Source organism: Cupriavidus sp. Agwp_2, from assembly GCF_040784895.1.
Classification (GTDB): Bacteria; Pseudomonadota; Gammaproteobacteria; order Burkholderiales; family Burkholderiaceae; genus Cupriavidus.
The window spans coordinates 3555230-3579887 of sequence record NZ_CP088083.1; the positions used below are offsets into that span (position 1 = coordinate 3555230).

Below are 24658 nucleotides of genomic sequence, written 5' to 3' on the forward strand. Positions count from 1 at the left end.
ATTCATCACATTTTTTTAGGCTATTGATTTTATTTGGTTTTTCAGAGTGCTGTGGTGCTGCACCCGGCTGCTGCGGCGCGGGAAGCTTACGCCAGACTGACAATTCCACTACAATACTTTCCACGCTGCATCAAGATGGTGTTTCCCCGAGCCCTGCACCGAGGCAGGGAAAAGTGGCTGGCAAAACACCAAGGCAGTGCCTATTTTTATCTGTGACCACACCAGGAAGGATTTAACGTGAACCCGCTCGAACTGAGCAAGGCTGTCGGCGCACTGACCGACGAAGATCTGCGCAAAGCAGCTGCAGCGACGCAGGCCGCCCACCGCGCCACCGTTCTGGTGCGCGAACTGGCCGCCCATCACCGCTCGCGCCTGCTGAAGCATTTCCTCGCCCTGGGTGAGGACGATCGCCTGCTCCGTTTCGGCCAGTCGGTGGGTGACCACGTGATCGAAGCCTACGTGGACAGCATCGACTTCGACCACGATTCCGTGTTCGGCGTCTACGACGACAAGCTCGAGCTGGTCGGCGTGGGCCACTTCGCCAACCTGCGCGACAACGCCCAGGGCCGCGTGGCGGAGTTCGGCGTGTCGGTGTCGCGCAGCGCCCGCGGCCGTGGCATCGGCAGCGCGCTGTTCGAGCGTGCGGCTATTCATGGCCGCAATACCAACGTGCGCACGCTGTACATGCACTGCCTGTCGCGCAACGCGGCGATGATGCATATCGCCAAGAAGGCCGGCATGAAGGTCCAGTATGCCTACGGCGAGGCCGACGCGTACCTGGAACTGCCGCCCGCCGACACTGCCAGCCGCCTGACCGAGGCGCTGGACGAGCAGCTGGCCGACCTGGACTACGCGGTGCGCCGCAACCTGCGCGACGCGCGTCGCTTCGGCCTGCGCTTCTGGCGCAGCATGGTGCCGCAGAAGCACACTGCATAAGCACAGCGTGTAAGCGGGCTTTTCGCCAGCTTCGCCGCCCACGGCCACAACGGCGCATCGCAACGATGCGCCGTTTTTGCATGCTCCCCCTTACCGCTCAGGCTGCGCCGCCGACCGGCAGCGCCGTGGTGTCCTTGATGCTTTCCAGCGCAAAGCTCGAGCGCACGTCGATCACCGACGGATGGGCCAGCAGCTGCTCCTGCATGAAGCGCGCGAAATGCTCCATGTCCTCGACATAGACCTTGAGCAGCAGGTCCATCTCGCCGGTCATGGCGTGGCATGCCGCCACCTCGGGCCACACCGCGATGGAGGCGCGGAACAGATCCAGCGGCGCCTTGCCCTTGGGCGCGCCGCCATGCTTCTCCAGCCGGACATTGATATAGGCCAGCAGGCCAAGCCCGATCTTGTTCGGCTCCAGCAATGCCGCGTACTGCCGGATTACGCCGATCTCCTCCAGCCGCCGGATGCGGCGCAGGCAGGGGCTGGGCGACAGGTTGACGCGCTCGGCCACCTCCAGGTTGGTCAACCGGCCGTTGGTCTGCAGCACTTCCAGGATCTTCCGGTCGATCTTGTCCAACTCCACCTTGCTCACGATATTGTTGCTCCGCAATATGTTTATTGGCAATTTTTTTGCGCAAATTTAGCAAGCCGTGCACAAATACGCAATTTTTTGTGTGATTGCGTCCGTTGCGGGCGGGATTCTGGCGAACCGGCAGCCTCTTCGGTCACTCGTGCTGCAGCCGGTCGGGCTGGGCAACCTGTCTGGTGGCACGGCCGCGGGGGTTGCGGTCGCGCCGCGCCGACCAGGGAAAGGCAAGGATGGTGCCAAGGCCCGGCCGGACAGGGAAGCGGCATTCTACGGGCGTTTGCCGCCGGGGTCAGATACTTCCTGGTCGACGCGCTGCCAATGCAGTCCCGGAGCGGACAAAACCAAAAGCGCGCGGCCCCGGGGCACGCGCGCTAAACAGCGGCTTCAGGCAGGGACGGCCATGGCCGTCCCGCCGCGGCATCAGCCTCCGCTACTGGACGGGGCACCTGGCGCAGACGGATTGGCCGGGGCCGGCTGGCTGCCCGGCGCACCCTGGCCGCGCTGGCCCCGGTGCTGGTGGTCGCGGTGCATCTTCTCCATGCCGGCGCGGATTTCATCGCGGGTCAGCTTGCCGTCGCGGTTGGCGTCGAGCTGGTCGAAGCGCTTGGCCAGGCGCGGCATGCCGGCATTGGCCTCGGCCTTGGTCAGGGCGCCGTCGCCGTTCTTGTCGGCTGCCTTGAATTTCTCGTCGAAGGCGGCCTGCATGCGGGCGTGACGCTCGGCCATGACGGCCTTGCGGTGCGCGTCCATCTCCGCCTTGTCGATCTTGCCGTCGCGGTTGGTGTCGAGCTTGTTGAAGTAGGCGTCGGCTTCCGCCTTGGAGATCGCGCCGTCGTTATCGGTGTCGACCGCCTTCATCCAGCCGCCGCCATGACCCATATGGTGGTGGTGGCCGTGGCCGGGCTTGCCGGCCGGCGCGGCGGGCGCGCTGGCCTGGGCGAAGGCACCTCCGGCGACCAGCAGGGCGGCCGAGGCGGCGAGGAATTGCTTCAGGATCTGCGGCTTGGAATTGCGTTGCATGTCTTGCTCCTTGTCAGCACGTTGGCATGTACGGATTAGAACGCAGACGATGCAGGGAAGTTGGTGCTTTTAATACGATGTTACCCGCCTCACAGAAAGGTTGGGGCGCCGTAAGGGAACGCAACGGAACGTGAATATTCGCGCCCGTGCCAGCTTAGTTCTTGGGGACCAGCATGCCGTCCTGGCTGGGCGGCGGCGCCATCATGGGCTGATGCTGGGCAGCCGGCTGTGCCTGGGGTTGAGACTGGACTTGCGGCTGCGGGGGCTGGCTTGTAGCCGGTAGCATCGGCTGGGCCGGCTGGCCGGCCATCGGGGTCATCGGAGCGGCCGGCGGCGGCATCGGCGTCGCCATCGGCGCGGCCGCGCCGGCGGGCGGCGTAGGCAGCGCGGGACCCGGCGCACCTGCGGCTGGTGCACGCGCGGCGCCCGCCTGCAGCGGCAATGCGATTTCCTGCCGCACGCCGCTGCGTTCGATCACCACGGAGCGCTGGCGGATCTCCACCAGCCGGATCTGCTGCGACAGTTCGGCTCCGGAGCGCACCGCCTTGGGCGGCCCGCCGTCCATCGACACGATCGCCGCGCCGGCGCCGCCGTCGACCTCAGCCACCACGCCAAGCAGTTGCACGTCGCGCGGACCGCCCTGAACCGAGCCGCCGAACAGCGTCGCCACGGCGCCGGTCTCGACCGCTTCGGTCTGCGCAACGCGCGCGCTCTGCGGCACCGGGAGGGTGCGCATCGCGCTGAAAGTCAGCGCCCAGTACGTGGCGAGCGCGCACAGCGCGACAAACAGCACCACGCTTGCCAGGCGCGGCAGCCACGGCGCGGCGGTATCGAAGCGAAGGACAGGCCGGAGGGAGAGTTGCACGGGAACGGTACCCCTGACGCAAATGAACGATCGCGCCAAGCCTACCAGAGCCACATGACACTGTCGCCATCACCGGCCCGTCCGGCGACGGACTCAGAGCAGGTGGTCGAGCAGGTCCGGGCCGAAGACTTCGCGGTCGATGTGCGCCACCGGCACGCCGGCGCTGACCACAGCATGCCGCTGCGCCTGCATGAAGCCCAGCGGCCCACACAGGTAGAAGCGGCCATCGATGAAGCGCTGCAGCGCCGGCTGGGCCAGCAACTCGGCCATCGGCATGGTGCCCGCGTGGTCGTAGTCGCGGCCGATGGCGTCGGCGGCCTCGGGGGCTTCATAGCTGATATGCGTCACCAGTTGCGGCAACCGCTCGCGTGCCCACTGCAGGTCGGCACGGTGCGCATGGTAGCGGCCATTGCGGGCCGCGTGGGCGAACAGGATCGGGCGCTGCGAGCCCTGGACGGCCAGCGTGCGCAGCACCGACAGCATTGGCGTGATGCCGATGCCGCCCGACAGCAGCACCAGCGGGCGATGGCCGTCGAGCGCCGGGGTGAAGTCACCAAATGGCGGGCTCACCTTCAGCTCGGTACCCTCCTGCGCGTTGGCATGCAGCCAGTTGGAGACGGCGCCGGCCGGCGTAGACTGGTCGCCGTCTTCGCGCTTGACCGAAATGCGCCAGGTCGGCAGGCCGGTCTCACCCGACAGCGAATACTGGCGCAACTGGCGCGTGCCGTCGTCGAGGTGCGCCTCGACGCTGACGTACTGGCCGGGACGGAAGTCGCGCAGCGGGCCACCGTCGGCAGCCGCCAGCGTCAGCGACACCACCTGCTCGCCCTGCGCTTCGCGGCGCATCACGCGCACCGCCGTCAAGTCGCCGGCGGCAACGCCGGTACGCTGGTACAGCCGCGCCTCGGCGGCGATCAGCTCTCCGGCCAGCAGCCAGTAGGCCTCATCCCAGGCGGCCAGCAGCGGCGACGTGGCGGCGTCGCCCAGCACCGCCTTGATCGCGCCCAGCAGGTGGCGGCCGACGATCGGATAGTGCGAGGGCGTCAGGCCCACTGCCGCATGCTTGTGCACGATGCGGTCGACCACCGGCGCCAGCGCCGCGCCATTGTCGATATTGGCGGCGTAGGCGAACACGGCCGACGCCAGCGATTGCTGCTGGCTGCCGTTGGCCTGGTTGCCCATATTGAACATCTGCGTGAGTTCAGGCCGGTCGGCGAACATCTCGCGGTAGAAATGGGTGGTGATGGCCAGGCCATGCTCGCGCAGCACCGGGACGCTCGCATCGATATAGGGGCGGGAAGCGGCGGACAGCATCAGGTAACACTCCGTTTAATTCATGCATGTTATATGCATGTTTTTTCGCACAATAAAACCGGCGCTCGTCGGCGCCTGCGCGGAACTCAGTCCACTCAGGCCGAACGCCGGTTCAGGAAATCGCGATGCAGCCGGATGATCGACTCGGCGGTCTTGCTGCCCGTGACATCGGCCAGCGTGACATCGTCCAGCGCGCGGTAGAACGCCTGCTCGGCCACGTCCAGGGCGCGCTTCAGGCGGCAGTTGCCGTTCAGCGCGCAGGGCGGGTTGTCGCAGTCGATGATGGCCTTGTGGCCTTCCAGCTCGCGCAGGATCGTGCCGATGGTCAGCTGTTCGGCACCCGGCCCCAGCTGCAGGCCGCCGTGGCGGCCGCGCGTGGCCGTGATCCAGCCCAGCTTCGACAACCGCGCCGCCACCTTGACCAGGTGGTTGTGCGAGATATCGAACTGCTGCCCCACTTCCGCAATGGTGATGGGCCGGCTGCCGTCGCCACGGGCGACGTACATCAGCAGGCGCAGTGCATAGTCGGAAAAGCGGGTCAGTTGCATCGTGGCGACATCTTAAAAAATATGCATTCAGGATGCAAGTTAAATCCGGGCGGGTGCACGAGCTGTGATTTGCATCGCACATTGCCGCGGCGCCGACGCCACCCCCATAAAACAGTCATGTGGCGCCGGTTATACTGACTGGCGAAACCGGCCCGCCGCCAGCCCGGCCGCGGGCCTAGCCATTCCAGCAACGAGGTTCACAGACGATGCGCATTTTCACTACCCGTTCCGCCAGCCCTGTCCGTTCCCGGCCCGCACGCGCCCGCCGCGCGCGCGGCTTCACCCTGATCGAGATCATGGTGGTGATCGTGATCCTTGGCGTGCTGGCGGCGCTGGTAGTGCCCAAGATCATGAGCCGTCCGGACGAAGCGCGCATCGTCGCGGCACGCCAGGATATCTCGTCAATCATGCAGGCGCTCAAGCTGTACCGGCTCGACAACAGCCGCTACCCGACCACCGAGCAAGGCCTGGCCGCGCTGGTGAGCAAGCCTACCACCGAGCCGGTGCCGAACAACTGGAAGGGCGGTGGCTACCTGGAGAAGCTGCCCAAGGATCCCTGGGGCCATCCGTACCAGTACCTGAACCCGGGCGTGCGCGGCGAGATCGACGTGTTCAGCTTCGGCGCCGACGGCCAGGCCGGCGGCAATGGCAACGACGCCGATATCGGCAACTGGGAATAAGTCCCGGCGCCCCCGCCCCCTTCCCTAAACCATGACCACGGCGCCGCGCCGCCGCGCGCCCTTGCGGCGCCGGGGCTTTACCCTGCTCGAGCTGCTGGTGGTCATGGTGATCGCCGGCATCGTGATCTCGCTGGTGGCGGTCAATGCCTCGCCCAACGAGCGCGGCCGCGTGCTGGATGACGGCCAGCGCATCGCACGGCTGTTCGAGCTGGCGCAGGAAGAAGCCCAGCTCGGCGCCCGCCCCCTCGCCTGGGAGGGCGACGCCAGCGGCTGGCGTTTCCTGGAGTCGACCCCGAACGGCTGGATCCCGATGCGCACCGACGTGTTCGCGCCGGGCCGGTGGCGCCTGGCGCTGGACCAGGTGGTGGTGGTCGAAGGCGGCCGCCCCACTGGCACCGGCGGCCCACTGCGGCTGGTATTCGGGCGCGAGCTGATCGATGCGCCGCAGCGGCTGGTGCTGGTGCGCGGCGACATCCGCGTTGACGTCACCGCTGACGGTAGCGGCCGTTACTTCGCCAGCTCGCCATGACCCGCGCCCCCTTGCACGGCCGCCGGCGCCGCGCCGGCTTTACGCTGATCGAGGTACTGGTCGCGCTGACCATCCTGGCGGTGGCGCTGACCGCCGCCATGCGCGCCATGGGCTCGATGGTCGATGCCGGCGTGGCGCTGCAGACCCGCATGCTGGCCGAATGGAGCGCCGAGAACCACCTGGCCGCGCTGCGGCTGTCCAAGACCTGGCCAGAGCCCGGCGTCAGCGGTTACGCGTGCCCACAGGGCGGCACGCCGCTGTATTGCGAGCAGTCGGTGTCGGGTACGCCCAATCCGGTCTTCCGCCGCGTCGAGATCGCGGTCTACCCGTCCGCCACCGACAAGTCCGTGCGGCTGGCGTGGCTGGTCACCATCGTTCCCAATGAAGCCCGCAACGTTCTCTGAGCGCAGGCGGCCGGGCCGGCACGCACGCGGCTTCACGCTGCTGGAGATGCTGGTCGCGATCACGCTGCTGGCGGTGATGGCAGTGATCGGCTGGCGCGCCCTCGACAGCCTGACGCGCAGCCGCGAGCGCCTGACCGACCACGATGCGCGCCTGGACGCGTTGAAGATTCTCTACGGCCAGTTCCAGTCCGACTGCGAGCACCTGGCCAACCCCACGCTGCTGCAGGGCAGCCCGGTCGAGGTCGGCCAGAACCGGCTGCTGCTGGTGCGCGACCGCCGCGACGAGGGGCAACCGCCCGCCTGGCAGGTACTCTCGTACCAGATCGACGGCAACACGCTGGTGCGGGTGGCCGCGCCGCCGGTGGCCGATCGGGCCGGGCTGCAGTCGGCACTGCTTGCGCTGCGCCAGGGCGGCAGCAATGCGGCGCAGGTGCGGCGCGTGCTGACCGACATCGCCGGCATGAACGCGCGCGCCTGGGTGGAGCCAGCCGGCTGGCAGGCCGATACCGGCCGCATCCGCAATGTGCTGTTCGCCGGCAACGCCGCCAGCGCGGTCGAGGCCTCGGGCGTCGGCGCGGCGCAGCCGAATTCCGCGGTGCGCGCGGTCGAACTGACCGTGTTCGCCCGCATGGGCGACGGCGACGCGCCGCGGCAGTTCCAGAAGATCTGCATGACCGGGCTATGAGGCGCGCTCCCGTCCGTTCCCGCCCGGCTTTCGCGCGGCGCCGCGCCCGAGGCGCCGCCGTGGTCACGGCGCTGCTGATCGTGACGCTGGCCGTGGTGGTGGTGTCCGGCATGCTGTGGCGCCAGCAGGTGCAGATCCGCGCCATCGAGAACCAGCGGCTGCTGGCGCAGGCGACCTGGATCGAGCGCGCCGCGGTGGACTGGGCGCGGCTGATCCTGCGCGACGACCAGCGCCGCACCAACGTCGACCAGCTCGGCGAGCCCTGGGCGGTGCCGATCGCCGAAACCCGGCTGTCGGACTTCCTCGGCACGTCGCTGCGCACCGACGTGGCGGGCGAAACCTCGTTTTTGTCGGGCCGCATCCTCGATGCGCAGGCCCGCTTCAACCTTGCCAACCTGGTGATCTGGACCGCTACCGCCGGCCAGGGACGCGCCGCTTCGGTCGATCCCGAGGCCCAGGCCGCCTACCGCCGCCTGCTGCAGACCGTGGGCCTGAACCCGCAGCTGGCCGAGTCCACGGCGCGCGTCATGCTGCAGGCAGCGCAAGGCGGCAGCGGCGACGGCCGCGCGGCGCCACGCCCGCTCGACAGCGTGCAGGGGTTGCTGTCCCTGCCCGGCTATACGCCGGAAATGGTCGCCGTGCTGGAACCGTTCGTCACCGTGCTGCCGGAGCGCACCCTGGTCAACGCCAACACCGCCGAGGCCGAGGTGCTGGCCGCCGTGATCGACAAGCTGCCGCTGGAGCGCGCCCGCGAACTGGTGCGCCAGCGCGACCGCGCCTATTTCAACAACATCGGCAACGTGCAGACCCAGCTGGCCGCCGTCGCGCCCCAGGCCGACAGCGCCAGCCTGGCCAACATGATCGACGTGCGCTCGCACTATTTCCTGGTCTACGGACTGGTTCGCCACGAACGCGCCAGCCGGCTGCAGGTGTCCCTGATCTTCCGCGGCGAGCCGCTGGGCGCCACCAATACGACGCGCGTAATCTGGATACAGGACGCCGACCGGTTGCCGGACCTGCGCTGAATGTCTGATACAAGACGCACGAAGCATGCATAGGCGGCGCGATGTGCAGGCGTTGGCAACCGGGGAGAATGGTATTGACGCGGTTTAGTCACACAGGCAAGGTATGCTGCGACGCTGGCGCGAGCGAGGCGCCACGCCGCCCGCCGCCAAGCGCGGCCGTGCACCGCTGCCTGCTGACCCGCCCGCGTCTCCGCGCGCAGCGGCAAGCCCGCGGCGCCGCGGCATGCCGGCTGCGGGGCAACCAAAAGGCTGGCCAAGGCGCAATCCACGCGGCAATGCGCCTTCCCGGGTTCTCCCATGTCCCGCCACTGACGCCAAGCTAAGGAAATCTTGAGCACCACCCTGTACGTCCGCCTGCCGCACCGGCCGCACGACCAGCCGCAACCCTGGCAATTCGGTGCCCTGCCGTTCGCGTTGGTACGCACCGGCGCCACTGCCGCCACCGACGCCGCACGGCGCGTGCCCGGCCGCACGGCGCCTGAAGTGTTGCGCGAAGGCCACGCCCGCATCGCCGACCTGCCCCCTGCCGAGCGCCTGGTGCTGATCCTGGCGGCCAGCGACGTACTGCTTACCACTGCCAGCGTGCCTCCGCTGCCGCCGGCACGTTTGAAACAGGCGCTGCCCAACCTGATCGAAGACGCGCTCGCCACCGACGCACAGCCCTGCCATATCGGCGTCGGCCCCGCGCTCGACGGCAGCGCCGCAATTCGCGGCCCGCGCCGGCGGCTGCTGATGGTGGCCGACCGCGCCTGGCTGCGGGCCGTGCTCGAAGCGTTTGCCGAACACCGCCATCGCCGCCGGCATGTGCTGGCGGCGCAGCTGTGCGTGCCGTTGGCAGCGGCAGCCGAGGCGCCTGCTCAAGCGCCGGGTACCGAACCGACGCTGCGCCCGGCGGAGGAAGCCGCACAGGACGAGCCGGCCACGCTGGTGGTCGAGGCTGACGCCAGCGCCCTGGCTGCCGGCGGCGGACTGCTCGGTAGTGCGACCGTCGGCGCCACCGAGCCAGCCCCTGCGCTGGCGCGCCAGTGGCAGCTGACCGTGCGCACCGGCGCACACGCCGGTTACGGCTTGCTGCTGGGGGACGACGCCCTTGGAGCCTGGCAGGCGCTGGCGCCCGACGGCATCTGGTACGCCGACGCCGATGCTGCCGCCGCGGCGCCGGTACCCGCATTGCATGGCGCCGCACCCGCCGGCTGGCCGCTGTGGATCGAGGGCGCGCAGGAATGCCTGCGCGAGCCGGCACTGGACCTGGCGCAGTTCGAGTTTGCGCAAGGCCGCGCCGACCGCTGGAACCTGGCGGCATGGCGCGTGCCGCTGGCGCTGCTGGCCGGCCTCGTGCTGGTGCAGGTGCTGGGCATGAACATCCACTGGCTGCTGCTGCGGAACGAACAGCAGCGCGTGGAAGCCGCGCAGCAGCAGACCCTGCGCAGCGCCTTCCCGCAGATCCCGACCATCCTGGACGCACCGTTGCAAATGCGCCGGCAGGTCGAGCAACTGCGCATCGCCAGCGGCCGCAGCACGCCGGAAGACTTCCTGCCGCTGGCAGACCGCTTTGCCCAGGCCGCGCGCCGCCTGCCCCCCGATGCGCTGCAGGCGCTGGAGTACCGCGGCCGCATGCTGGTGGTGACACTCAAACCGGGCACGGACATTGCCAGCCTCCGTACTGCCGCGCGCCAGGCCGGCCTGCAGATGGAAGAGGACAAGACCGGTGGCGCGGCCGGTAGCGCACCCGGCAGTGCGGCGGGCGGCGCGTTGGGTGGCGCCACGCCGGTGACGCCGGGCTCGCGCTGGACCGTCAGGCCGGGCCTGTGAGCGCGGCAGCACGATACGCATGGATGCCATGAAAGACTCCGCCCGAAACCAGACGCCACGCCCGGTCCGCTCCGCTGGCCCCACCGCGCTGCGCGCACGCGTGGCGCGGCTGCGCCCGAGCGTGCCGCAGGCGTGGCGGGAACGCTTCAACGCCTTCTGGTCGGCACGCAACCCGCGCGAACAGGCCATCCTGGCCGGCGGCGCCGCGGTGCTGGCGCTGGTGATCGGCTACACGCTGCTGTGGGAGCCGGCCGCTGAAGGCCGCCAGCGCCTGGCGCGCAGCCTGCCGCAGATGCGCGCCGACCTGGCCGAAATGGAAACGCTGGCGCAGGAAGCGCGCGGCCTCAAGGCCACGCCGGCACCGGCGCTGCGCGGCGACGCGCTGACGCAGGCACTGCAGGACAGCCTGGGCCAGCATGGCCTGAAGGCGACCCGGCTGGCCGCCGGTGCCGACAACAATGTCCAGGTGCAGCTCGACAAGGTGCCCTTCGGCGCGTTCAGCAGCTGGCTGCAGGACGTGCGCCAGCAGCAGCGCATGAAAGTGATCGATGCCCGCATCGTCTATGTCGGCGCCACGGCGCTGGTCAATGTCAGCGCGACCCTGCAGGGTCCGGGCGGCCGCAGCTGATGGTACGGTTGGAAACGCTAAGGCTGCCGCGCCGCAAGCTGCGCCAGCCGGGTGCGTGGCGGCGCCTGCGCTGGCTCGCGCTGGCAGTGGCGACCGCCGCGGTGACGGTGGTGGCGATGCTGCCGGCGGCGTGGATCGCCGAGCGCGTGGCCACGCAGACGCAGGGACGGGTGCTGCTGGCCGATGCCAGCGGCTCGATGTGGCACGGCAGCGCCACGCTGGCGCTGTCGGCCGGCGCCGGCAGCCAGACCGCCACGGTGCTGCCGGGGCGGCTGCAATGGACGCTGGCCTTCTGGCCACTGCTGGCCGGCACCGCGCGCGCGGTGGTAACGCACACAGAAGCCATGGCTGCGCCTGTGGCGATCACCGCGACGCCGGGCGGCTGGACCGTGCAGTCCGGGGCGATGCGGCTGCCGGCATCGCTGCTGGAAGGCATCGGCGCGCCGTTCAATACGCTGCGCCTGGATGGCCTGATGCGCGCGGACTGGTCGACGCTGCAGGGCCGCTTTGGCGTCCCGGATGGCAACGGCAATGGCAACCGCAACGGCATGATGCGCGGCCATGTCACGCTGCGCATCGAGCAGGTGTCGTCCGCGGTTAGCCGGCTGCGCCCGCTCGGCAGCTACCGCGCCGAGATCGACTGGAGCGGCGCCGGCAGCGGCAAGCTGCAACTGAGTACTATCGCCGGGCCGCTGCACGTGGAGGGCAGCGGCACACTAGGCCGGCAGGCGCGCTTCGAGGGCACCGCGCATGCCGAGCCCGATGCGGAAACGCAACTGACCAGCTTGCTGAGCCTGCTGGGACGACGAGACAACAACGTGACAAGGCTGCGCTTCTGATGCCAGGCAGCGCCAGGAGCGTACGGAAATGACTATGACAAACCATGCCACCCGACCTGTTTTCCAGACCGCCTGCGCCCGCGCCGTGGCCCTGCTGTGCGGGCTCTCGCTGCTGGCGCCCGCGCCGCTGTGGGCCCAGCCTGGCGCGCCGGGCGCACGCGCCACGGGCACGCCGCCGGCCCCGCCGGACGTCACGCCGGCCAGCCGCGACCAGGTGGTCCTCAACTTCGTCAATGCCGACCTGGACTCGGTGATCAAGGCGGTCGGGCAGGCCACCGGCAAGAACTTCGTGATCGACCCGCGCGTGAAGGGCACGGTGAACCTGGTCACGGAGCAGCCGGTGTCGCGCGCGCAGGCGCTGCAGACGCTGGGCTCGGTGCTGCGCATGCAGGGCTACGCGATGGTGGAAAGCAACGGCTTCACCAAGGTCGTACCCGAGGCCGACGCCAAGCTGCAGGGCTCGCCCACGGTGATCGGCGCGGCGCCGAGCCGCGGCGACCAGGTGGTGACACAGGTGTTCCGGCTCAACTACGAGTCGGCCAACAACCTGGTGCCAGTGCTGCGGCCGATGATCGCGCCCAACAACACCATCACCGCCTACCCGGCCAACAACACGCTGGTCATTACCGACTACGCTGACAACCTGCGCCGGCTGGCGCGCATCATCGCCGCCATCGACGCGCCGGCCACCGGCGAGGTCGAACTGGTGCCGCTGCGCCATGCACTGGCCAGCGACACCGCGCTGGTATTGCAGAAGCTGCTGGACCCCGCGGCGGCGGGCGCTGCCGGCGGCGGTGCCGCGCCCGGCGCCGACGCCAGCCTGCGCACTTCGGTGGTAGCCGAGCCGCGCAGCAATGCGCTGATGATCCGCGCCTCCAGCCGCGCCCGGCTGCAGCAGGCACGCCAGCTGATCGAGAAGCTCGACCAGCCCTACGCCCGCCCCGGCAATATCTGGGTGGTGCCACTGAAGAATGCCGATGCGGTCAAGCTGGCCGCCACGCTGCGCGCCATCGTTGCCGCCGACAGCAGCTTTGCCTCCTCGACCCAGCCCGGCACCGGCGGTGCAGGCGGCGTGGGCGGCATCGGCGGCGCGGGTGGCATGACCAGTGTCGCCACGCCGGCCGGCGGCCAGTTCACCGGCGGCACCACCGGCACCCAGACCGGCATGCGCAGCGGCACCAGCGGCACCGGCGGCGGTGCCTATGGCAACTCGGCCTTTGCCGCGTCGTTCGGCACCAGCACGCAGCCGACCACCGGCGGCATCATCCAGGCCGATCCGTCGACCAACTCGCTCATCATCACCGCCAGCGAGCCGGTCTACCGCAACCTGCGCGGCGTGATCGAAGACCTCGACGCGCGCCGGGCGCAGGTCTATATCGAATCGATGATCGTAGAGGTCACCGCCACGCAGGCGAGCGAACTCGGCATCCAGTGGCAGGGCCTCATCAGTTCCTCGAGCGGCAACAACAACGTCTTTGCCGGCACCAACTTCGGCTCCGGCGGGCAGAACATCCTGAACCTGACGCTGGCCGGTGCGCTGTTCGACACCAACCGCACCGCCGGTATCGCCGCGGCGCAGGGGCTGGTGCAGGACGTGGGCGGCCTGAACCTTGGCATCGTCAACAAGGCGATGGGACTGGGCGCGCTGCTGCGCGCGCTGGGCAGCAACGGCAGCGTCAACCTGCTGTCCACGCCGAACCTGATCACGCTGGAGAACGAGGAAGCCAAGATCCTGATCGGCCAGAACATCCCGATCACCACCGGCTCGTATGCGCAGACCGGCGGCGCGGCCTCGGTGACGCCGTTCCAGACCTTCGACCGCAAGGACGTCGGCATCACGCTGCGCGTGAAGCCGCAGATCACCGATGGCGGGCTGGTCAAGATGCAGATCTTCCAGGAGTCGTCGTCGGTGGTGGCTGGCACGCTGACGCAGGTGCAGGGCCCGACCACCAATGTGCGCTCGATCGAGACCAATGTGCTGGTCGACGATGGCCAGATCATCGTGCTCGGCGGCCTGATCGAGGACTCGTATGGCGACGGCGTGCAGAAAGTGCCGCTGCTGGGCGACATCCCGCTGATCGGCGGCCTGTTCCGCTACGAGAACAAGAACCGCTCCAAAACCAACCTGCTGGTGTTCCTGCGCCCGTATGTGATGCGCACGGCAGGCGCCGCCGACCGCCTGACCGCGGACCGCTACGACTATATGCGCGCGCAGCAGCAGGGCTTTGTATCGCCTAACATCATGGTGCGCGACACCAACACGCCGCTGCTGCCGCCGGCCGACGCGCCGAGCACGCCGTTCGTCGATCCGCGCGCGAACGGCCCGGTAGCAACGCCGCTGCCGCTGCCGCAAACGCTGCCGCAGAATCCGCAGAACCCGCAGCAGCCCGGCTTGCCGGCACAGCCGCAACCGGTGCCGCCGCCCGCGGCCGTGCAGCAGCCGTTGAGCCAGCGCGGCGAAGCCGTCACGCCGGGCGCTGTCCAGAACTGAGGCCTGCCATGGCGAGCGAAGTCCAGACCCCTCCCCTCGATACCCTCGAACCGCCCTCGCCGATGGCGGCGCGGCTGGTTTCGTACGGCTTTGCGCGCGAAGCGCCGCTGCTGATCGCGCACCAGCGCCCGGACGGCCTGGAGGTATGGGTCAGCCGCGCCACCTCGCCAACCGCACTGGCGGAAATCGCCCGGGTGCACGGCGCGCTGCGGCTGCGCGTGCTGGAGCCCGAGGCGCTCGAGCTCGCCATGTCCGACGCCTATAACCGCCAGGACGGCAGCGCCGCGCAGGTGGTCGGCGAAGTCGAGGGCGAGGTCGACCTGTCGCGCCTGATGCAGGACATCCCGGCGGTGGAAGACCTGCTCGAATCCGAGGACGACGCGCCGATCATCCGCATGATCAACGCGCTGCTGACGCAGGCGGCGCGCGAAGGCGCATCGGACATCCACATCGAGCCGTTCGAGTCGTCGTCGGTGGTGCGCTTCCGCGTCGACGGCACGCTGCGCGACGTGGTGCGGCCCAAGAAGGCATTGCATGGCGCGCTGATCTCGCGCATCAAGATCATGGCGCAGCTCGACATCGCCGAGAAGCGCCTGCCGCAGGACGGCCGCATCACGCTGCGCGTGGGCGGCCGGCCGGTGGATGTGCGCGTGTCGACGCTGCCGACCGGCCACGGCGAACGCGCGGTGCTGCGCCTGCTGGACAAGGAAGCGGGCCGGCTCGACCTGGCCAGGCTCGGCATGGCGCCCGACACCCTGCGCGGCTTCGACCACCTGATCCGCCAGCCTCACGGCATCGTGCTGGTGACGGGGCCGACCGGCTCGGGCAAGACCACGACGCTGTATGCGGCACTGTCGCGGCTGGACGCGCGCACCACCAACATCATGACGGTGGAAGACCCGATCGAATACGACCTCGACGGCATTGGCCAGACCCAGGTCAACCCGCGCATCGACATGACCTTCGGCAAGGCCCTGCGTGCAATCCTGCGCCAGGACCCGGACGTGGTGATGATCGGCGAAATCCGTGACCTGGAAACCGCACAGATCGCGGTGCAGGCCTCGCTGACCGGCCACCTGGTGCTGGCGACGCTGCACACCAACGACTCGGCCTCGGCGGTGACGCGGCTGGTCGACATGGGGATCGAGCCGTTCCTGCTGTCGTCGTCGCTGCTGGGCGTGCTGGCGCAGCGGCTGGTACGGCGGCTGTGCCCGCACTGCAAGCGCGAGGAAGTGATCGAGCTGCCCGAGGGAATGGCTGCGGTCGATGCCGAAGCGCTGCAGGCGCAGGGCAAGCCGCTGCAGCACGTGTGGCATCCGGTCGGCTGCGACAAGTGCGGACAGTCGGGCTACCAGGGCCGCATGGGCGTGTACGAGCTTCTGACCGTCGGCGACGAGATCCGCACCATGATCCACCGGCAGGCGCCGGAATCGGAGATCAAGCAGGTGGCGCTGGCGCATGGCATGCACACCATGCGCGGCGACGCGCAGCGCTGGATCGACAGCGGCGCGACCTCGCTTGAGGAAGTGTTGCGCGTGACGCGCGACTAAGGCGGAGCCCAACGGATGCCAGCCTTCCGCTATGAAGCCGCCGACGCCGCCGGCAAGACCGACCGCGGCGTCATCGAGGCCGACAGCCCGCGCCAGGCACGCTCGCAACTGCGCGCGCGCGGGCTGACGCCGCTGACCGTCGATGCGCTGGCCGGTGCCGGCCTGGCGCCGCGCAGCGGCAGCCAGCTGTTCGCGCGCAAGCTGTCGACGCAGGAGCAGGCGCTCTTCACGCGCCAGCTTGCGAGCCTGATCGTGGCCGGCCTGCCGCTGGACGAAGCGCTGGGCGCGCTGGCCGACCAGGCCGAACGACCGTATGTGCATGAACTGCTGGCCGGCATCCGCGCCGAGGTGATGGGCGGCAGCTCGCTGTCGGTGGCGCTGGCGCAGAATCCGCGCGACTTTCCGGATATCTACCGCGCGCTGGTTTCGGCCGGCGAGCATTCGGGCCATCTCGGGCTGGTGCTGGAGCGGCTGGCGGGCTATATCGAGTCGCGCAATACGCTGACGTCGAAGATCCGGCTTGCGTTCACCTATCCGGCGATCGTCACGGTGGTGGCATTCGCGATCGTGATCTTCCTGCTGTCATACGTGGTGCCGCAGGTGGTGAGCGTGTTCGCCAATACCAAGCAGAAGCTGCCGACGCTGACCATCGTCATGCTGTGGCTGTCGGACTTCGTGCGTAACTGGTGGTGGGCCGCGCTGGCGTTCATCGCCGTGGTTGCACTAGTGATCCGCAGCTTGCTCAAGCAACCCGCGGTGCGGCTGGAATGGCACCGCTGGCTGCTGACCGCCCCGCTGTTGGGCAAGCTGATTCGTGGCTATAACACCGCACGCTTTGCCGGCACGCTGGCGATCCTGGTGTCTGCCGGCGTGCCGATCCTGCGCAGCCTGCAGGCGGCCGGCGAGACGCTGACTAACGACGCGCTGCGCGCCAACGTGGAAGACGCCAACATGCGCGTACGCGAAGGGGCTTCGCTGGCGCGCGCGCTGGCGGCGCAGAACCAGTTTCCGCCGGTGCTGGTGCATCTGATCCGATCTGGCGAGGCAACCGGCAACCTGCCGGTGATGCTCGACCGCGCCGCGCAGGGCGAGGCACAGGAACTGGAAAGGCGCACGCTGTTTCTGACCAGCTTGCTGGAGCCGCTGCTGATCCTGACGATGGGGGTGGTGGTACTGCTGATCGTGCTGGCGGTGTTGATGCCGATTATCGAGATCAATCAGCTGGTGCGGTAGGCGGTGATACGGCAGTGGCGCCTGCATTGCCTGACGCCGCTCGCGTAGGCTCCGTTCTCCCGCATGCGGGAGAGCGGAGCCTACCGGCGCGGTGCGTTATTCAGTGGCCGGTTCGGCCTTCTTGCCAGGCCGCTTGCGGGGCTTACGCGCCGGCGCCGGCGCAGGCGCTGCTTCGACAACCACTTCCTGCTGAGCCGGCGCCTCGGGCTCCGCCGCCGTCGCCACCGTCGCCGACAACACCGTCGTCCCTGGTGCCGAGAACACCGATTGATCGATCGGCCAAGGTGTCTCGCTCAACGTCACATCAGGACGACGCGCCGCGCGCTTGCGTGCCGTGCGGCCCTTGGTGGCAGGCTCGGGTTGCGGCGCTTCTTCTGGCACCGATGCCGCGGCCGGTTCCGGCTCCACCACGTCGGCGGCAACGAATGGCATTTCGGGCTCGGGTTCGCGGACTGGCTCCGGCTCCGGTGCCACTACCGGTGGCACTACCGGTGCCACTACCGGCTGCACAATGACCGGAGCGGGCGGTTCTGCCGGCACAGGTGCCGGCTGTGGTTGCCGGCGCGGCTCCTGCTGCACAGCCTGCTGAACCTGGCGCTGCTGCGGTTGTTGCTGCTGGGCCTGCTGCTGGGCCTGCTGCTGGGCCTGCTGCTGGGCCTGCTGCTGGCCGCGGCCATCGCCCTCGCCACCGCCCTTGCCGCGCTTCTTCAGCCGGATCCAGATGGTCTTGTTGTTGCCGCCGTTACGCGTCTCGACCTCGAACAGGCCAGTGGCCGCCACCAGTTCCGATAGCTTGCCGTAGCCATAGTTGCGCGAGTCGAATTCCGGCGCCTGCTTGGCAATGTGGTTGCCCATGCTGCCCAGCGTCAGCCAGCCGTCTTCATCAGACACCGCCTGCGCCGCATTCTGCAGCAGGCGCACCAGGCGAGAATCCTGGCGCAGTTCGCCGGTGCTGCGCTTGCGCGTGGGCGCGGCGGCCCCATCGACCCCTTCGGCGCCTTCGGTATCTGCATCGGCGCGCAGCACGTCCGAGTAGATGAACTTGTCGCAGGCGGTGACGAACGGCTTGGGCGTCTTGCGCTCGCCGAAGCCGTACACGGTCAGACCCTGCTCGCGGATGCGCGAGGCTAGCCGGGTGAAGTCGCTGTCGCTGGAAACGATGCAGAAACCGTCGAAGCGCCCGGTGTACAGCAGGTCCATGGCGTCGATGATCATGGCGCTGTCGGTGGCGTTCTTGCCGACGGTGTAGCGGAACTGCTGGATCGGCTGGATTGAATGCGACAGCAGCCGCTCCTTCCAGCCGGCCAGGTTGGGCCGGGTCCAGTCGCCGTAGATGCGCTTGACTGCCGCGACGCCGTACTTGGCAACTTCGGCCAGCAGGCCTTCGACGATGGCGGGCGCCGCGTTGTCGGCGTCGATCAGCACGGCCAGGGTCGCGGTGCCCTGGCGGGGGGAATTGGTCATGTTCGGGTATTCGCTGGTTTGCCCGTGCATGAGACGGGCAATCGGAAATCAGGTTGCACCAGGCTGGCGCGGCAGATGTGGTGCATCGAAGACCGCGGAGCGGCATCGCCGGCGTTCTCGATGCAACGCAGTGTACACGCGAACCCCCATCCGTACGGGAAAACACGGTTGCCACGGGCACGTTTCGTGCTGCGCTGCAAGGTACCGCCGACCGCACGGCGGTGCTACCATCCCGCGCAGAGACACAGCCGCCCAACGCCTCCACAAGAGGCCGCGAGGCGATTGCCCACAACTGCAGGTGTCGGTGATCCCGACAACACGCCCCATAGAGGAGCACCTATGAATGCCCCCCTGACCCCTCCGGTCAGCGACGCCATCCGCCGCGCGCTCGAAAACGTTTCCCTCGACGACAAATACACGCTGGAGCGTGGCCGCATCTATATCAGCGGCACGCAGGCCCTGGTACGCCTGCCGATGCTGCAGCAGGAGCGCGACCGCGTTGCCGGCCTGAATACCGCCGGCTTTATCTCCGGCTACCGGGGCTCGCCGCTGGGCGCGTTGGACCTGTCGCTGTGGAAGGCCAAGAAGCACCTCGCCGCGCACAACATCGTGTTCCAGGCGGGCCTCAACGAGGACCTGGCCGCAACCTCGGTGTGGGGGTCGCAGCAGGTGAACATGTATCCGGATGCCAGGTTCGATGGCGTGTTCGGCATGTGGTACGGCAAGGGGCCGGGCGTGGACCGCACCGGTGACGTGTTCAAGCACGCCAACTCGGCTGGCTCGTCGAAGCACGGCGGCGTGCTGGTGCTGGCGGGCGACGACCACTCGGCCAAGTCCTCGACGCTGGCGCACCAGTCCGAGCACATCTTCAAGGCCTGCGGCCTGCCGGTGCTGTATCCGTCGAACGTGCAGGAGTATCTGGACTACGGCCTGCACGGCTGGGCCATGAGCCGCTACTCCGGGCTATGGGTGGCGATGAAGTGCGTGACCGACGTGGTGGAATCGTCGGCCTCGGTCGAGTTGGACCCGCACCGCGTGCAGATCGTGCTGCCGGACGACTTCATCATGCCGCCGGGCGGCCTGAACATCCGCTGGCCGGATCCGCCGCTGGAACAGGAAGCGCGCCTGCTCGACTACAAGTGGTACGCGGGCCTGGCCTATGTGCGCGCCAACAAGATCGATCGCATCGAGATCAATTCGCCGCACGCGCGCTTCGGCATCATGACCGGCGGCAAGGCCTACCTGGACACGCGCCAGGCGCTGGCCGACCTGGGCCTGGACGATGCCACCTGCGCGCAGATCGGCATCCGCCTGTACAAGGTCGGCTGCGTCTGGCCGCTGGAAGCGCATGGCGCGCGCGCGTTTGCCGAGGGCCTGCAGGAAATCCTGGTGGTCGAAGAGAAGCGCCAGATCATGGAGTACGCGCTCAAGGAAGAGCTGTACAACTGGCGCGATGACGTGCGCCCGAAGGTCTACGGCAAGTTCGACGAAAAGGACAACGCGGGCGGCGAATGGTCGATCCCGCAGAGCAACTGGCTGCTGCCGGCGCATTATGAGCTGTCGCCGTCGATCATCGCCAAGGCCATCGCCACGCGGCTGGACAAGTTCGAGCTGCCGATGGACGTGCGCGCGCGCATCACCGCGCGCCTGGCCATCATCGAGGCCAAGGAAAAGGCCTTGGCCACGCCGCGCGTGGTTGGGCAGGAAAAGGCGGAGCGCAAGCCATGGTTCTGTTCGGGCTGTCCGCACAACACCTCGACCAACGTGCCCGAGGGCTCGCGCGCGCTGGCCGGCATCGGCTGCCACTACATGACGGTGTGGATGGACCGCAGTACCAGCACCTTCAGCCAGATGGGCGGTGAAGGCGTGGCGTGGATCGGGCAGGCACCGTTCGCGGGCGACAAGCATGTGTTCGCCAACCTGGGCGACGGCACGTACTTCCATTCTGGCCTGCTGGCGATCCGCGCGTCGATCTCCGCGGGCGTGAACATCACCTACAAGATCCTGTACAACGATGCGGTGGCGATGACCGGCGGGCAGCCGGTGGACGGCCAGCTGTCGGTGCAGGACATCGCCTGGCAGGTGCACAGCGAGGGCGCGAAGAAGATCGTCATCGTCACCGACCAGCCAGAGAAGTACAACGCGGCGATCAAGCTGCCCCAGGGCATCGACATCCATCACCGCGACCAGCTGGACAGCGTGCAGCGCGAACTGCGCGAAGTGCCGGGCTGCACCATCCTGATCTACGACCAGACCTGCGCCACGGAAAAGCGCCGCCGCCGCAAGCGCGGCACGATGGAGGACCCGGCGCGCCGCGTCTTCATCAATGACACGGTGTGCGAAGGCTGCGGCGATTGCTCGGTCAAGTCGAACTGTTTGTCGGTAGAGCCGCTTGAGACGGATTTCGGCACCAAGCGCCAGATCAACCAGTCGTCGTGCAACAAGGACTTCTCGTGCCTGAACGGCTTCTGCCCGAGCTTTGTCTCGGCCGAAGGCGCACAGGTGCGCAAGCCCGAGCAGCACGGCGTGTCGATGGACAGCCTGCCGGCGCTGCCTGCGCCTGAGCTGCCGGCGATTCGCCGCGCGTATGGCATCCTCGTGACCGGCGTCGGCGGCACCGGCGTGGTGACCATCGGTGGCCTGCTGGGGATGGCGGCGCACCTGGAAAACAAGGGCGTGACCGTGCTCGACATGGCGGGCCTGGCGCAGAAAGGCGGCGCGGTGCTGTCGCACGTGCAACTGGCCGCGCGCCCCGATGACCTGCACGCAACGCGCATCGCGATGGGCGAGGCGGACCTGGTGATCGGCTGCGATGCCATCGTGTCGGCCACCGACGAAGTCATCTCCAAGACGCAAGCCGGCCGCACGCGCGCCGTGGTCAATACCGCCCAGACGCCAACCGCCGAGTTCATCAAGAACCCGAAGTGGCAGTTCCCGGGGCTGTCGGCGGAACAGGACGTGCGCAACGCCGTCGGCGAGAAGTGCGACTTCATCAACGCCAGCGGCCTGGCCGTGGCGCTGCTGGGCGATGCCATCTACACCAACCCGCTGGTGCTGGGCTACGCCTGGCAAAAGGGCTGGATCCCCCTGACGCTGCAGGCGCTGGAGCGCGCCATCGAACTCAACGGCGTGGCCATCGAGAAGAACAAGGCCGCGTTCGACTGGGGCCGGCACATGGCGCACGATCCGGAGCACGTGCTGTCGCTGACCGGCAAGCTGCAGACCACCGCGGAAGGCGCGGAAGTGGTCAAGCTGCCGACCTCGACCGGCGCGATGCTGGAGAAGCTGGTCGCCCGCCGCATGGAACACCTGACGGCCTACCAGGACGCCGGCTACGCGCGCACCTACCGCGAAGCGATCGACCGCGTGCGCACGGCCGAAAGCGCGTTGGCCGGCAGCGGCAAGCCACTGCCGCTGACCGAAGCCGCGGCACGCAACCTGGCCAAGCTGATGGCGTACAAGGACGAGTACGAGGTGGCGCGCCTTTATACCGATCCCGTCTTCCTCGACAAGCTGCGCGCGCAGTTCGAAGGCGAACCGGGCAAGGACTACCAGCTCAATTTCTGGCTGGCGCCGCCGACAACGGCCAAGCGCGACGACAAGGGGCACCTGGTCAAGCGCAGATTCGGCCCATCAACCATGACGCTGTTCCGCGTGCTGGCGAAGATGAAGGGGCTGCGCGGCGGCATGTTCGATGTCTTCGGCAAGACCGAGGAACGCCGCACCGAGCGCGCGCTGATCGGCGAATACCGCGCCTTGCTGGATGAACTGGTGGCGGGGCTGAATGCTGCCAACCACGACACCGCCGTCGCGCTGGCCAACCTTCCGGACGATATCCGGGGCTTCGGGCACGTGAAGGAAAACAACCTGAAGGCGGTGCGCGGGCGCTGGGCGAAACTGCTCGAGCAGTTCAGGCATCCTGAGACGGCGCAGCGCGCGGCGTAACGCGCTGTTCCTTCCCTCTCCCGCTTGCGGGAGAGGGAACACAATCGGTCCGCTCGTGGCGCCGCCCTACGGCTGCGCCAACTCCTTCTCGCCCGGCTTCACATACATCGAATTCTTCGGCTGCGACAGCACCCGCCGCACCATCGGCTCGAAGAACGATAAGGGCAGCGTGTCGTAGTCCGTCATGAACGCTGCCGCATCGTACTTGCGGCAGAACTCGGCCGTGCGCTCGAACAGCTCCGGCTGATTGCGATACTGCTCGCGCAGGTTGCGATCCAGCCCGAGGTGATGGAAGAAGTAGTAGCCCTGGAACACGCCATGCTTTTCCACCATCCACAAATTCTCGGCACTGACGAACGGCTTCAGAATCGCCGCCGCGATATCGGGATGGTTGAAGCTGCCAAGCGTATCGCCGATATCGTGCAGCAGCGCGCAGACCACGTATTCCTCATCCTGCCCGTCCCGGTGCGCGAGCGTCGCGGTCTGCAGCGAATGCGTGAGCCGGTCCACCGGAAAGCCGCCGCAATCGCCATCGAGCAGCCGCAGGTGCGCCAGCACGCGGTCCGGCAGCGCCCGCGCATACGGCATGAACTCGGCGGAAATGGCCGCCCAGTCCTCGCGGGTGCCGTGTTCCATATGGCTGAAGCTCGCGCGCGCAGGCGCATGGGTGTCGCTCATGCTGGGTCTCCTGTTGTGGGGGCGTGTGCGGGGGCCGCACATCCGCTCGTCATGTTGTGCGGGCATTGTGGCATCCGTAGCGGCGCTACACTGTCAAAAAGCTAACAATGTGCCGGCATATTGCAGCGCACCACCGTCCATGCTGATCCGTCCCTTCCGTCCTGAAGACGAACCCTGCGTCATTGACTTGTGGCAGGCCTGCGGCCTGACCCGTCCGTGGAACGACCCGCGGCGCGATATCGCGCGCAAGCTCACCGAGCAACCCGAACTGTTCCTTGTCGGTGAAGCCGACGGGCAGCCCGTGGCCACTGCGATGGTGGGGTTCGACGGCCACCGCGGCTGGGTCTACTATGTGGCCGTACATCCCGAGCTGCAGGGCCGCGGCTACGGCCGCGTGCTGATGGCGCATGCCGAGCAGTTGCTGATCGAACGCGGCTGCCCCAAGATCAACCTGCTGGTGCGCACGGGCAACCGCGCGGTGATCGATTTCTACGGCAAGCTGGGCTACGCGCCCGACGAAGCGGTCAGCCTGGGCAAGCGGCTGATCCCGGATATCTAGCAGCAACAGACTGAGGATCAAGGAGACGACATGACGTTCCACGGAAGCTGCCACTGCGGCAACATTGCCTTCGAGGTCGAGGCCGAAAGCATCCCGAGCGTGATCCGCTGCAATTGCTCGATCTGCCGCCGGCGCGGCCACCTGCTGTGGTTCGTGCCGCGCGCGACGTTCAAGCTGGAAACGCCGGAGAGCAATGCGTCGACCTACCGCTTCAACACCATGAAGATCGCGCACCGCTTCTGTCCGGTGTGCGGCTGCGGCCCGTACGCGGATGGCCAGGACAAGGACGGCAGGCCGATGGCAGGCGTGAACGTGCGCTGCCTGGACGATGTCGACCTGGACAGCCTGAAGGTCATCGACTACGACGGCCTGCACCACTGACGCGCGCCATGTTCCGCATCCTCGATCTCGACCACCTGGTGCTGCGCACCGCCGACGTGGACACGCTGCGACGCTTCTATGTCGACGTGCTGGGCTGCAGCGTCGAGCGCGAACAGCCTGACTTCGGCCTGACGCAACTGCGCGCGGGCAGCGCGCTGATCGACCTGGTCTCGCTGGACGGCCCGCTCGGCCGTGCCGGCGGCGCGGGCCCGGGCGCCGAGGGTCGCAACCTCGACCATTTCTGCCTGCGCATCGAACCGTTCGACGAGCCCGCGCTGCGCGCGTGGCTGGCCCGGCACGACGTGCAGGCCAGCGACGTGGCGCAGCGCTTCGGTGCCGAGGGCAAGGGCCCGTCGCTCTACATCAGCGACCCGGACGGCAACGTGGTCGAACTGAAAGGCCCGCCTGCACCAGCATCGGCGATGACCGCACAGTAAGCGGCGCACCGTCGCGCAGCGTGCGCGCAGGATCGCTACAATTTGC

23 protein-coding genes are annotated in these 24658 nt (G+C 68.3%); 16 read left to right on the forward strand and 7 right to left on the reverse strand.

What is annotated here, in order from left to right:
- Nucleotides 1–237: 237 nt before the first annotated feature.
- The gene (locus LPA45_RS16670; protein WP_116319919.1) at nucleotides 238–936 is read left to right on the forward strand and encodes a GNAT family N-acetyltransferase; all 699 of its coding nucleotides are present in this window, start codon (nucleotides 238–240) and stop codon (nucleotides 934–936) included.
- A 97-nt stretch (nucleotides 937–1033) separates the two neighbouring features.
- Here the strand turns inward: LPA45_RS16670 and LPA45_RS16675 are convergent, their stop codons facing one another.
- The 5 genes from LPA45_RS16675 to LPA45_RS16695 form a co-directional block, all read right to left on the reverse strand.
- Nucleotides 1034–1528, reverse strand: a complete 495-nt coding sequence (locus tag LPA45_RS16675; protein ID WP_010813460.1) for an Lrp/AsnC family transcriptional regulator — start codon at nucleotides 1526–1528, stop codon at nucleotides 1034–1036.
- Between the two features lie 417 nt (nucleotides 1529–1945).
- Nucleotides 1946–2545, reverse strand: a complete 600-nt coding sequence (locus LPA45_RS16680; RefSeq protein ID WP_116319920.1) for an EF-hand domain-containing protein — start codon at nucleotides 2543–2545, stop codon at nucleotides 1946–1948.
- 154 nt (nucleotides 2546–2699) lie between these two features.
- Nucleotides 2700–3410: a type II secretion system protein N gene (locus LPA45_RS16685; RefSeq protein WP_116319921.1), complete on the reverse strand. Its 711-nt coding sequence runs from the start codon at nucleotides 3408–3410 to the stop codon at nucleotides 2700–2702.
- 93 nt (nucleotides 3411–3503) lie between these two features.
- Nucleotides 3504–4724: a globin domain-containing protein gene (locus LPA45_RS16690; protein ID WP_116319922.1), complete on the reverse strand. Its 1221-nt coding sequence runs from the start codon at nucleotides 4722–4724 to the stop codon at nucleotides 3504–3506.
- Between the two features lie 95 nt (nucleotides 4725–4819).
- Nucleotides 4820–5272: an Rrf2 family transcriptional regulator gene (locus LPA45_RS16695; protein ID WP_116319923.1), complete on the reverse strand. Its 453-nt coding sequence runs from the start codon at nucleotides 5270–5272 to the stop codon at nucleotides 4820–4822.
- A gap of 206 nt (nucleotides 5273–5478) precedes the next feature.
- Between LPA45_RS16695 and gspG the strand changes: the two genes are divergently transcribed.
- The 11 genes from gspG (at nucleotide 5479) to gspF (ending at nucleotide 17148) form a co-directional block, all read left to right on the forward strand.
- Entirely contained in the window at nucleotides 5479–5952 is a 474-nt protein-coding gene (gene gspG / locus LPA45_RS16700) for a type II secretion system major pseudopilin GspG (RefSeq protein WP_116319924.1), read from the forward strand.
- Between the two features lie 31 nt (nucleotides 5953–5983).
- Nucleotides 5984–6481: a prepilin-type N-terminal cleavage/methylation domain-containing protein gene (locus tag LPA45_RS16705; protein WP_116319925.1), complete on the forward strand. Its 498-nt coding sequence runs from the start codon at nucleotides 5984–5986 to the stop codon at nucleotides 6479–6481.
- Nucleotides 6478–6885 carry a type II secretion system minor pseudopilin GspI gene (gspI, locus tag LPA45_RS16710; protein WP_116319926.1) on the forward strand — a complete coding sequence of 136 codons (408 nt, stop codon included), beginning with the start codon at nucleotides 6478–6480 and terminating at the stop codon, nucleotides 6883–6885. The genes LPA45_RS16705 and gspI overlap by 4 nt, the downstream gene beginning before the upstream one ends.
- Entirely contained in the window at nucleotides 6863–7570 is a 708-nt protein-coding gene (locus LPA45_RS16715; RefSeq protein WP_367394641.1) for a type II secretion system protein J, read from the forward strand. Before gspI ends, LPA45_RS16715 begins: the two co-directional genes overlap by 23 nt.
- A complete protein-coding gene (gene gspK / locus LPA45_RS16720) occupies nucleotides 7567–8595 on the forward strand; it encodes a type II secretion system minor pseudopilin GspK (RefSeq protein WP_367394642.1) in 1029 nt (342 codons plus the stop codon). Before LPA45_RS16715 ends, gspK begins: the two co-directional genes overlap by 4 nt.
- A gap of 330 nt (nucleotides 8596–8925) precedes the next feature.
- Complete coding sequence (gspL, locus tag LPA45_RS16725; RefSeq protein ID WP_116319929.1) at nucleotides 8926–10407, forward strand: type II secretion system protein GspL; 1482 nt, start codon at nucleotides 8926–8928, stop codon at nucleotides 10405–10407.
- Nucleotides 10408–10426: 19 nt separating this feature from the next.
- Complete coding sequence (locus LPA45_RS16730; RefSeq protein WP_116319930.1) at nucleotides 10427–11035, forward strand: type II secretion system protein M; 609 nt, start codon at nucleotides 10427–10429, stop codon at nucleotides 11033–11035.
- Nucleotides 11035–11874: a type II secretion system protein N gene (gene gspN, locus LPA45_RS16735; RefSeq protein WP_367394643.1), complete on the forward strand. Its 840-nt coding sequence runs from the start codon at nucleotides 11035–11037 to the stop codon at nucleotides 11872–11874. The genes LPA45_RS16730 and gspN overlap by 1 nt, the downstream gene beginning before the upstream one ends.
- A gap of 34 nt (nucleotides 11875–11908) precedes the next feature.
- Nucleotides 11909–14365, forward strand: coding sequence for a type II secretion system secretin GspD (gene gspD / locus LPA45_RS16740; protein ID WP_116319932.1), 2457 nt, complete (start codon nucleotides 11909–11911; stop codon nucleotides 14363–14365).
- 8 nt (nucleotides 14366–14373) lie between these two features.
- Nucleotides 14374–15915: a type II secretion system ATPase GspE gene (gene gspE, locus LPA45_RS16745; RefSeq protein WP_116319933.1), complete on the forward strand. Its 1542-nt coding sequence runs from the start codon at nucleotides 14374–14376 to the stop codon at nucleotides 15913–15915.
- A gap of 15 nt (nucleotides 15916–15930) precedes the next feature.
- Nucleotides 15931–17148 carry a type II secretion system inner membrane protein GspF gene (gene gspF, locus LPA45_RS16750; protein ID WP_116319934.1) on the forward strand — a complete coding sequence of 406 codons (1218 nt, stop codon included), beginning with the start codon at nucleotides 15931–15933 and terminating at the stop codon, nucleotides 17146–17148.
- A 96-nt stretch (nucleotides 17149–17244) separates the two neighbouring features.
- On the opposite strand, the gene LPA45_RS16755 is transcribed toward gspF, so the two are convergent.
- Nucleotides 17245–18612: an NYN domain-containing protein gene (locus LPA45_RS16755; protein ID WP_116320125.1), complete on the reverse strand. Its 1368-nt coding sequence runs from the start codon at nucleotides 18610–18612 to the stop codon at nucleotides 17245–17247.
- Nucleotides 18613–18951: 339 nt separating this feature from the next.
- On the opposite strand from LPA45_RS16755, the gene LPA45_RS16760 reads away from it, so the two are divergent.
- The gene (locus LPA45_RS16760; RefSeq protein WP_116319935.1) at nucleotides 18952–22557 is read left to right on the forward strand and encodes an indolepyruvate ferredoxin oxidoreductase family protein; all 3606 of its coding nucleotides are present in this window, start codon (nucleotides 18952–18954) and stop codon (nucleotides 22555–22557) included.
- 66 nt (nucleotides 22558–22623) lie between these two features.
- On the opposite strand, the gene LPA45_RS16765 is transcribed toward LPA45_RS16760, so the two are convergent.
- Nucleotides 22624–23235: an HD domain-containing protein gene (locus tag LPA45_RS16765; RefSeq protein WP_116319936.1), complete on the reverse strand. Its 612-nt coding sequence runs from the start codon at nucleotides 23233–23235 to the stop codon at nucleotides 22624–22626.
- 139 nt (nucleotides 23236–23374) lie between these two features.
- On the opposite strand from LPA45_RS16765, the gene LPA45_RS16770 reads away from it, so the two are divergent.
- Genes LPA45_RS16770 through LPA45_RS16780 form a run of 3 tightly spaced genes read left to right on the forward strand, consistent with a single transcriptional unit; the run spans nucleotide 23375 to nucleotide 24612 of the window.
- On the forward strand, nucleotides 23375–23794 hold the full coding sequence (locus tag LPA45_RS16770; protein WP_367394644.1) for a GNAT family acetyltransferase: 420 nt from the start codon (nucleotides 23375–23377) through the stop codon (nucleotides 23792–23794).
- Between the two features lie 30 nt (nucleotides 23795–23824).
- Complete coding sequence (locus LPA45_RS16775) at nucleotides 23825–24175, forward strand: GFA family protein (protein WP_116319938.1); 351 nt, start codon at nucleotides 23825–23827, stop codon at nucleotides 24173–24175.
- 8 nt (nucleotides 24176–24183) lie between these two features.
- On the forward strand, nucleotides 24184–24612 hold the full coding sequence (locus LPA45_RS16780) for a VOC family protein (RefSeq protein ID WP_116319939.1): 429 nt from the start codon (nucleotides 24184–24186) through the stop codon (nucleotides 24610–24612).
- Nucleotides 24613–24658: the final 46 nt, after the last annotated feature.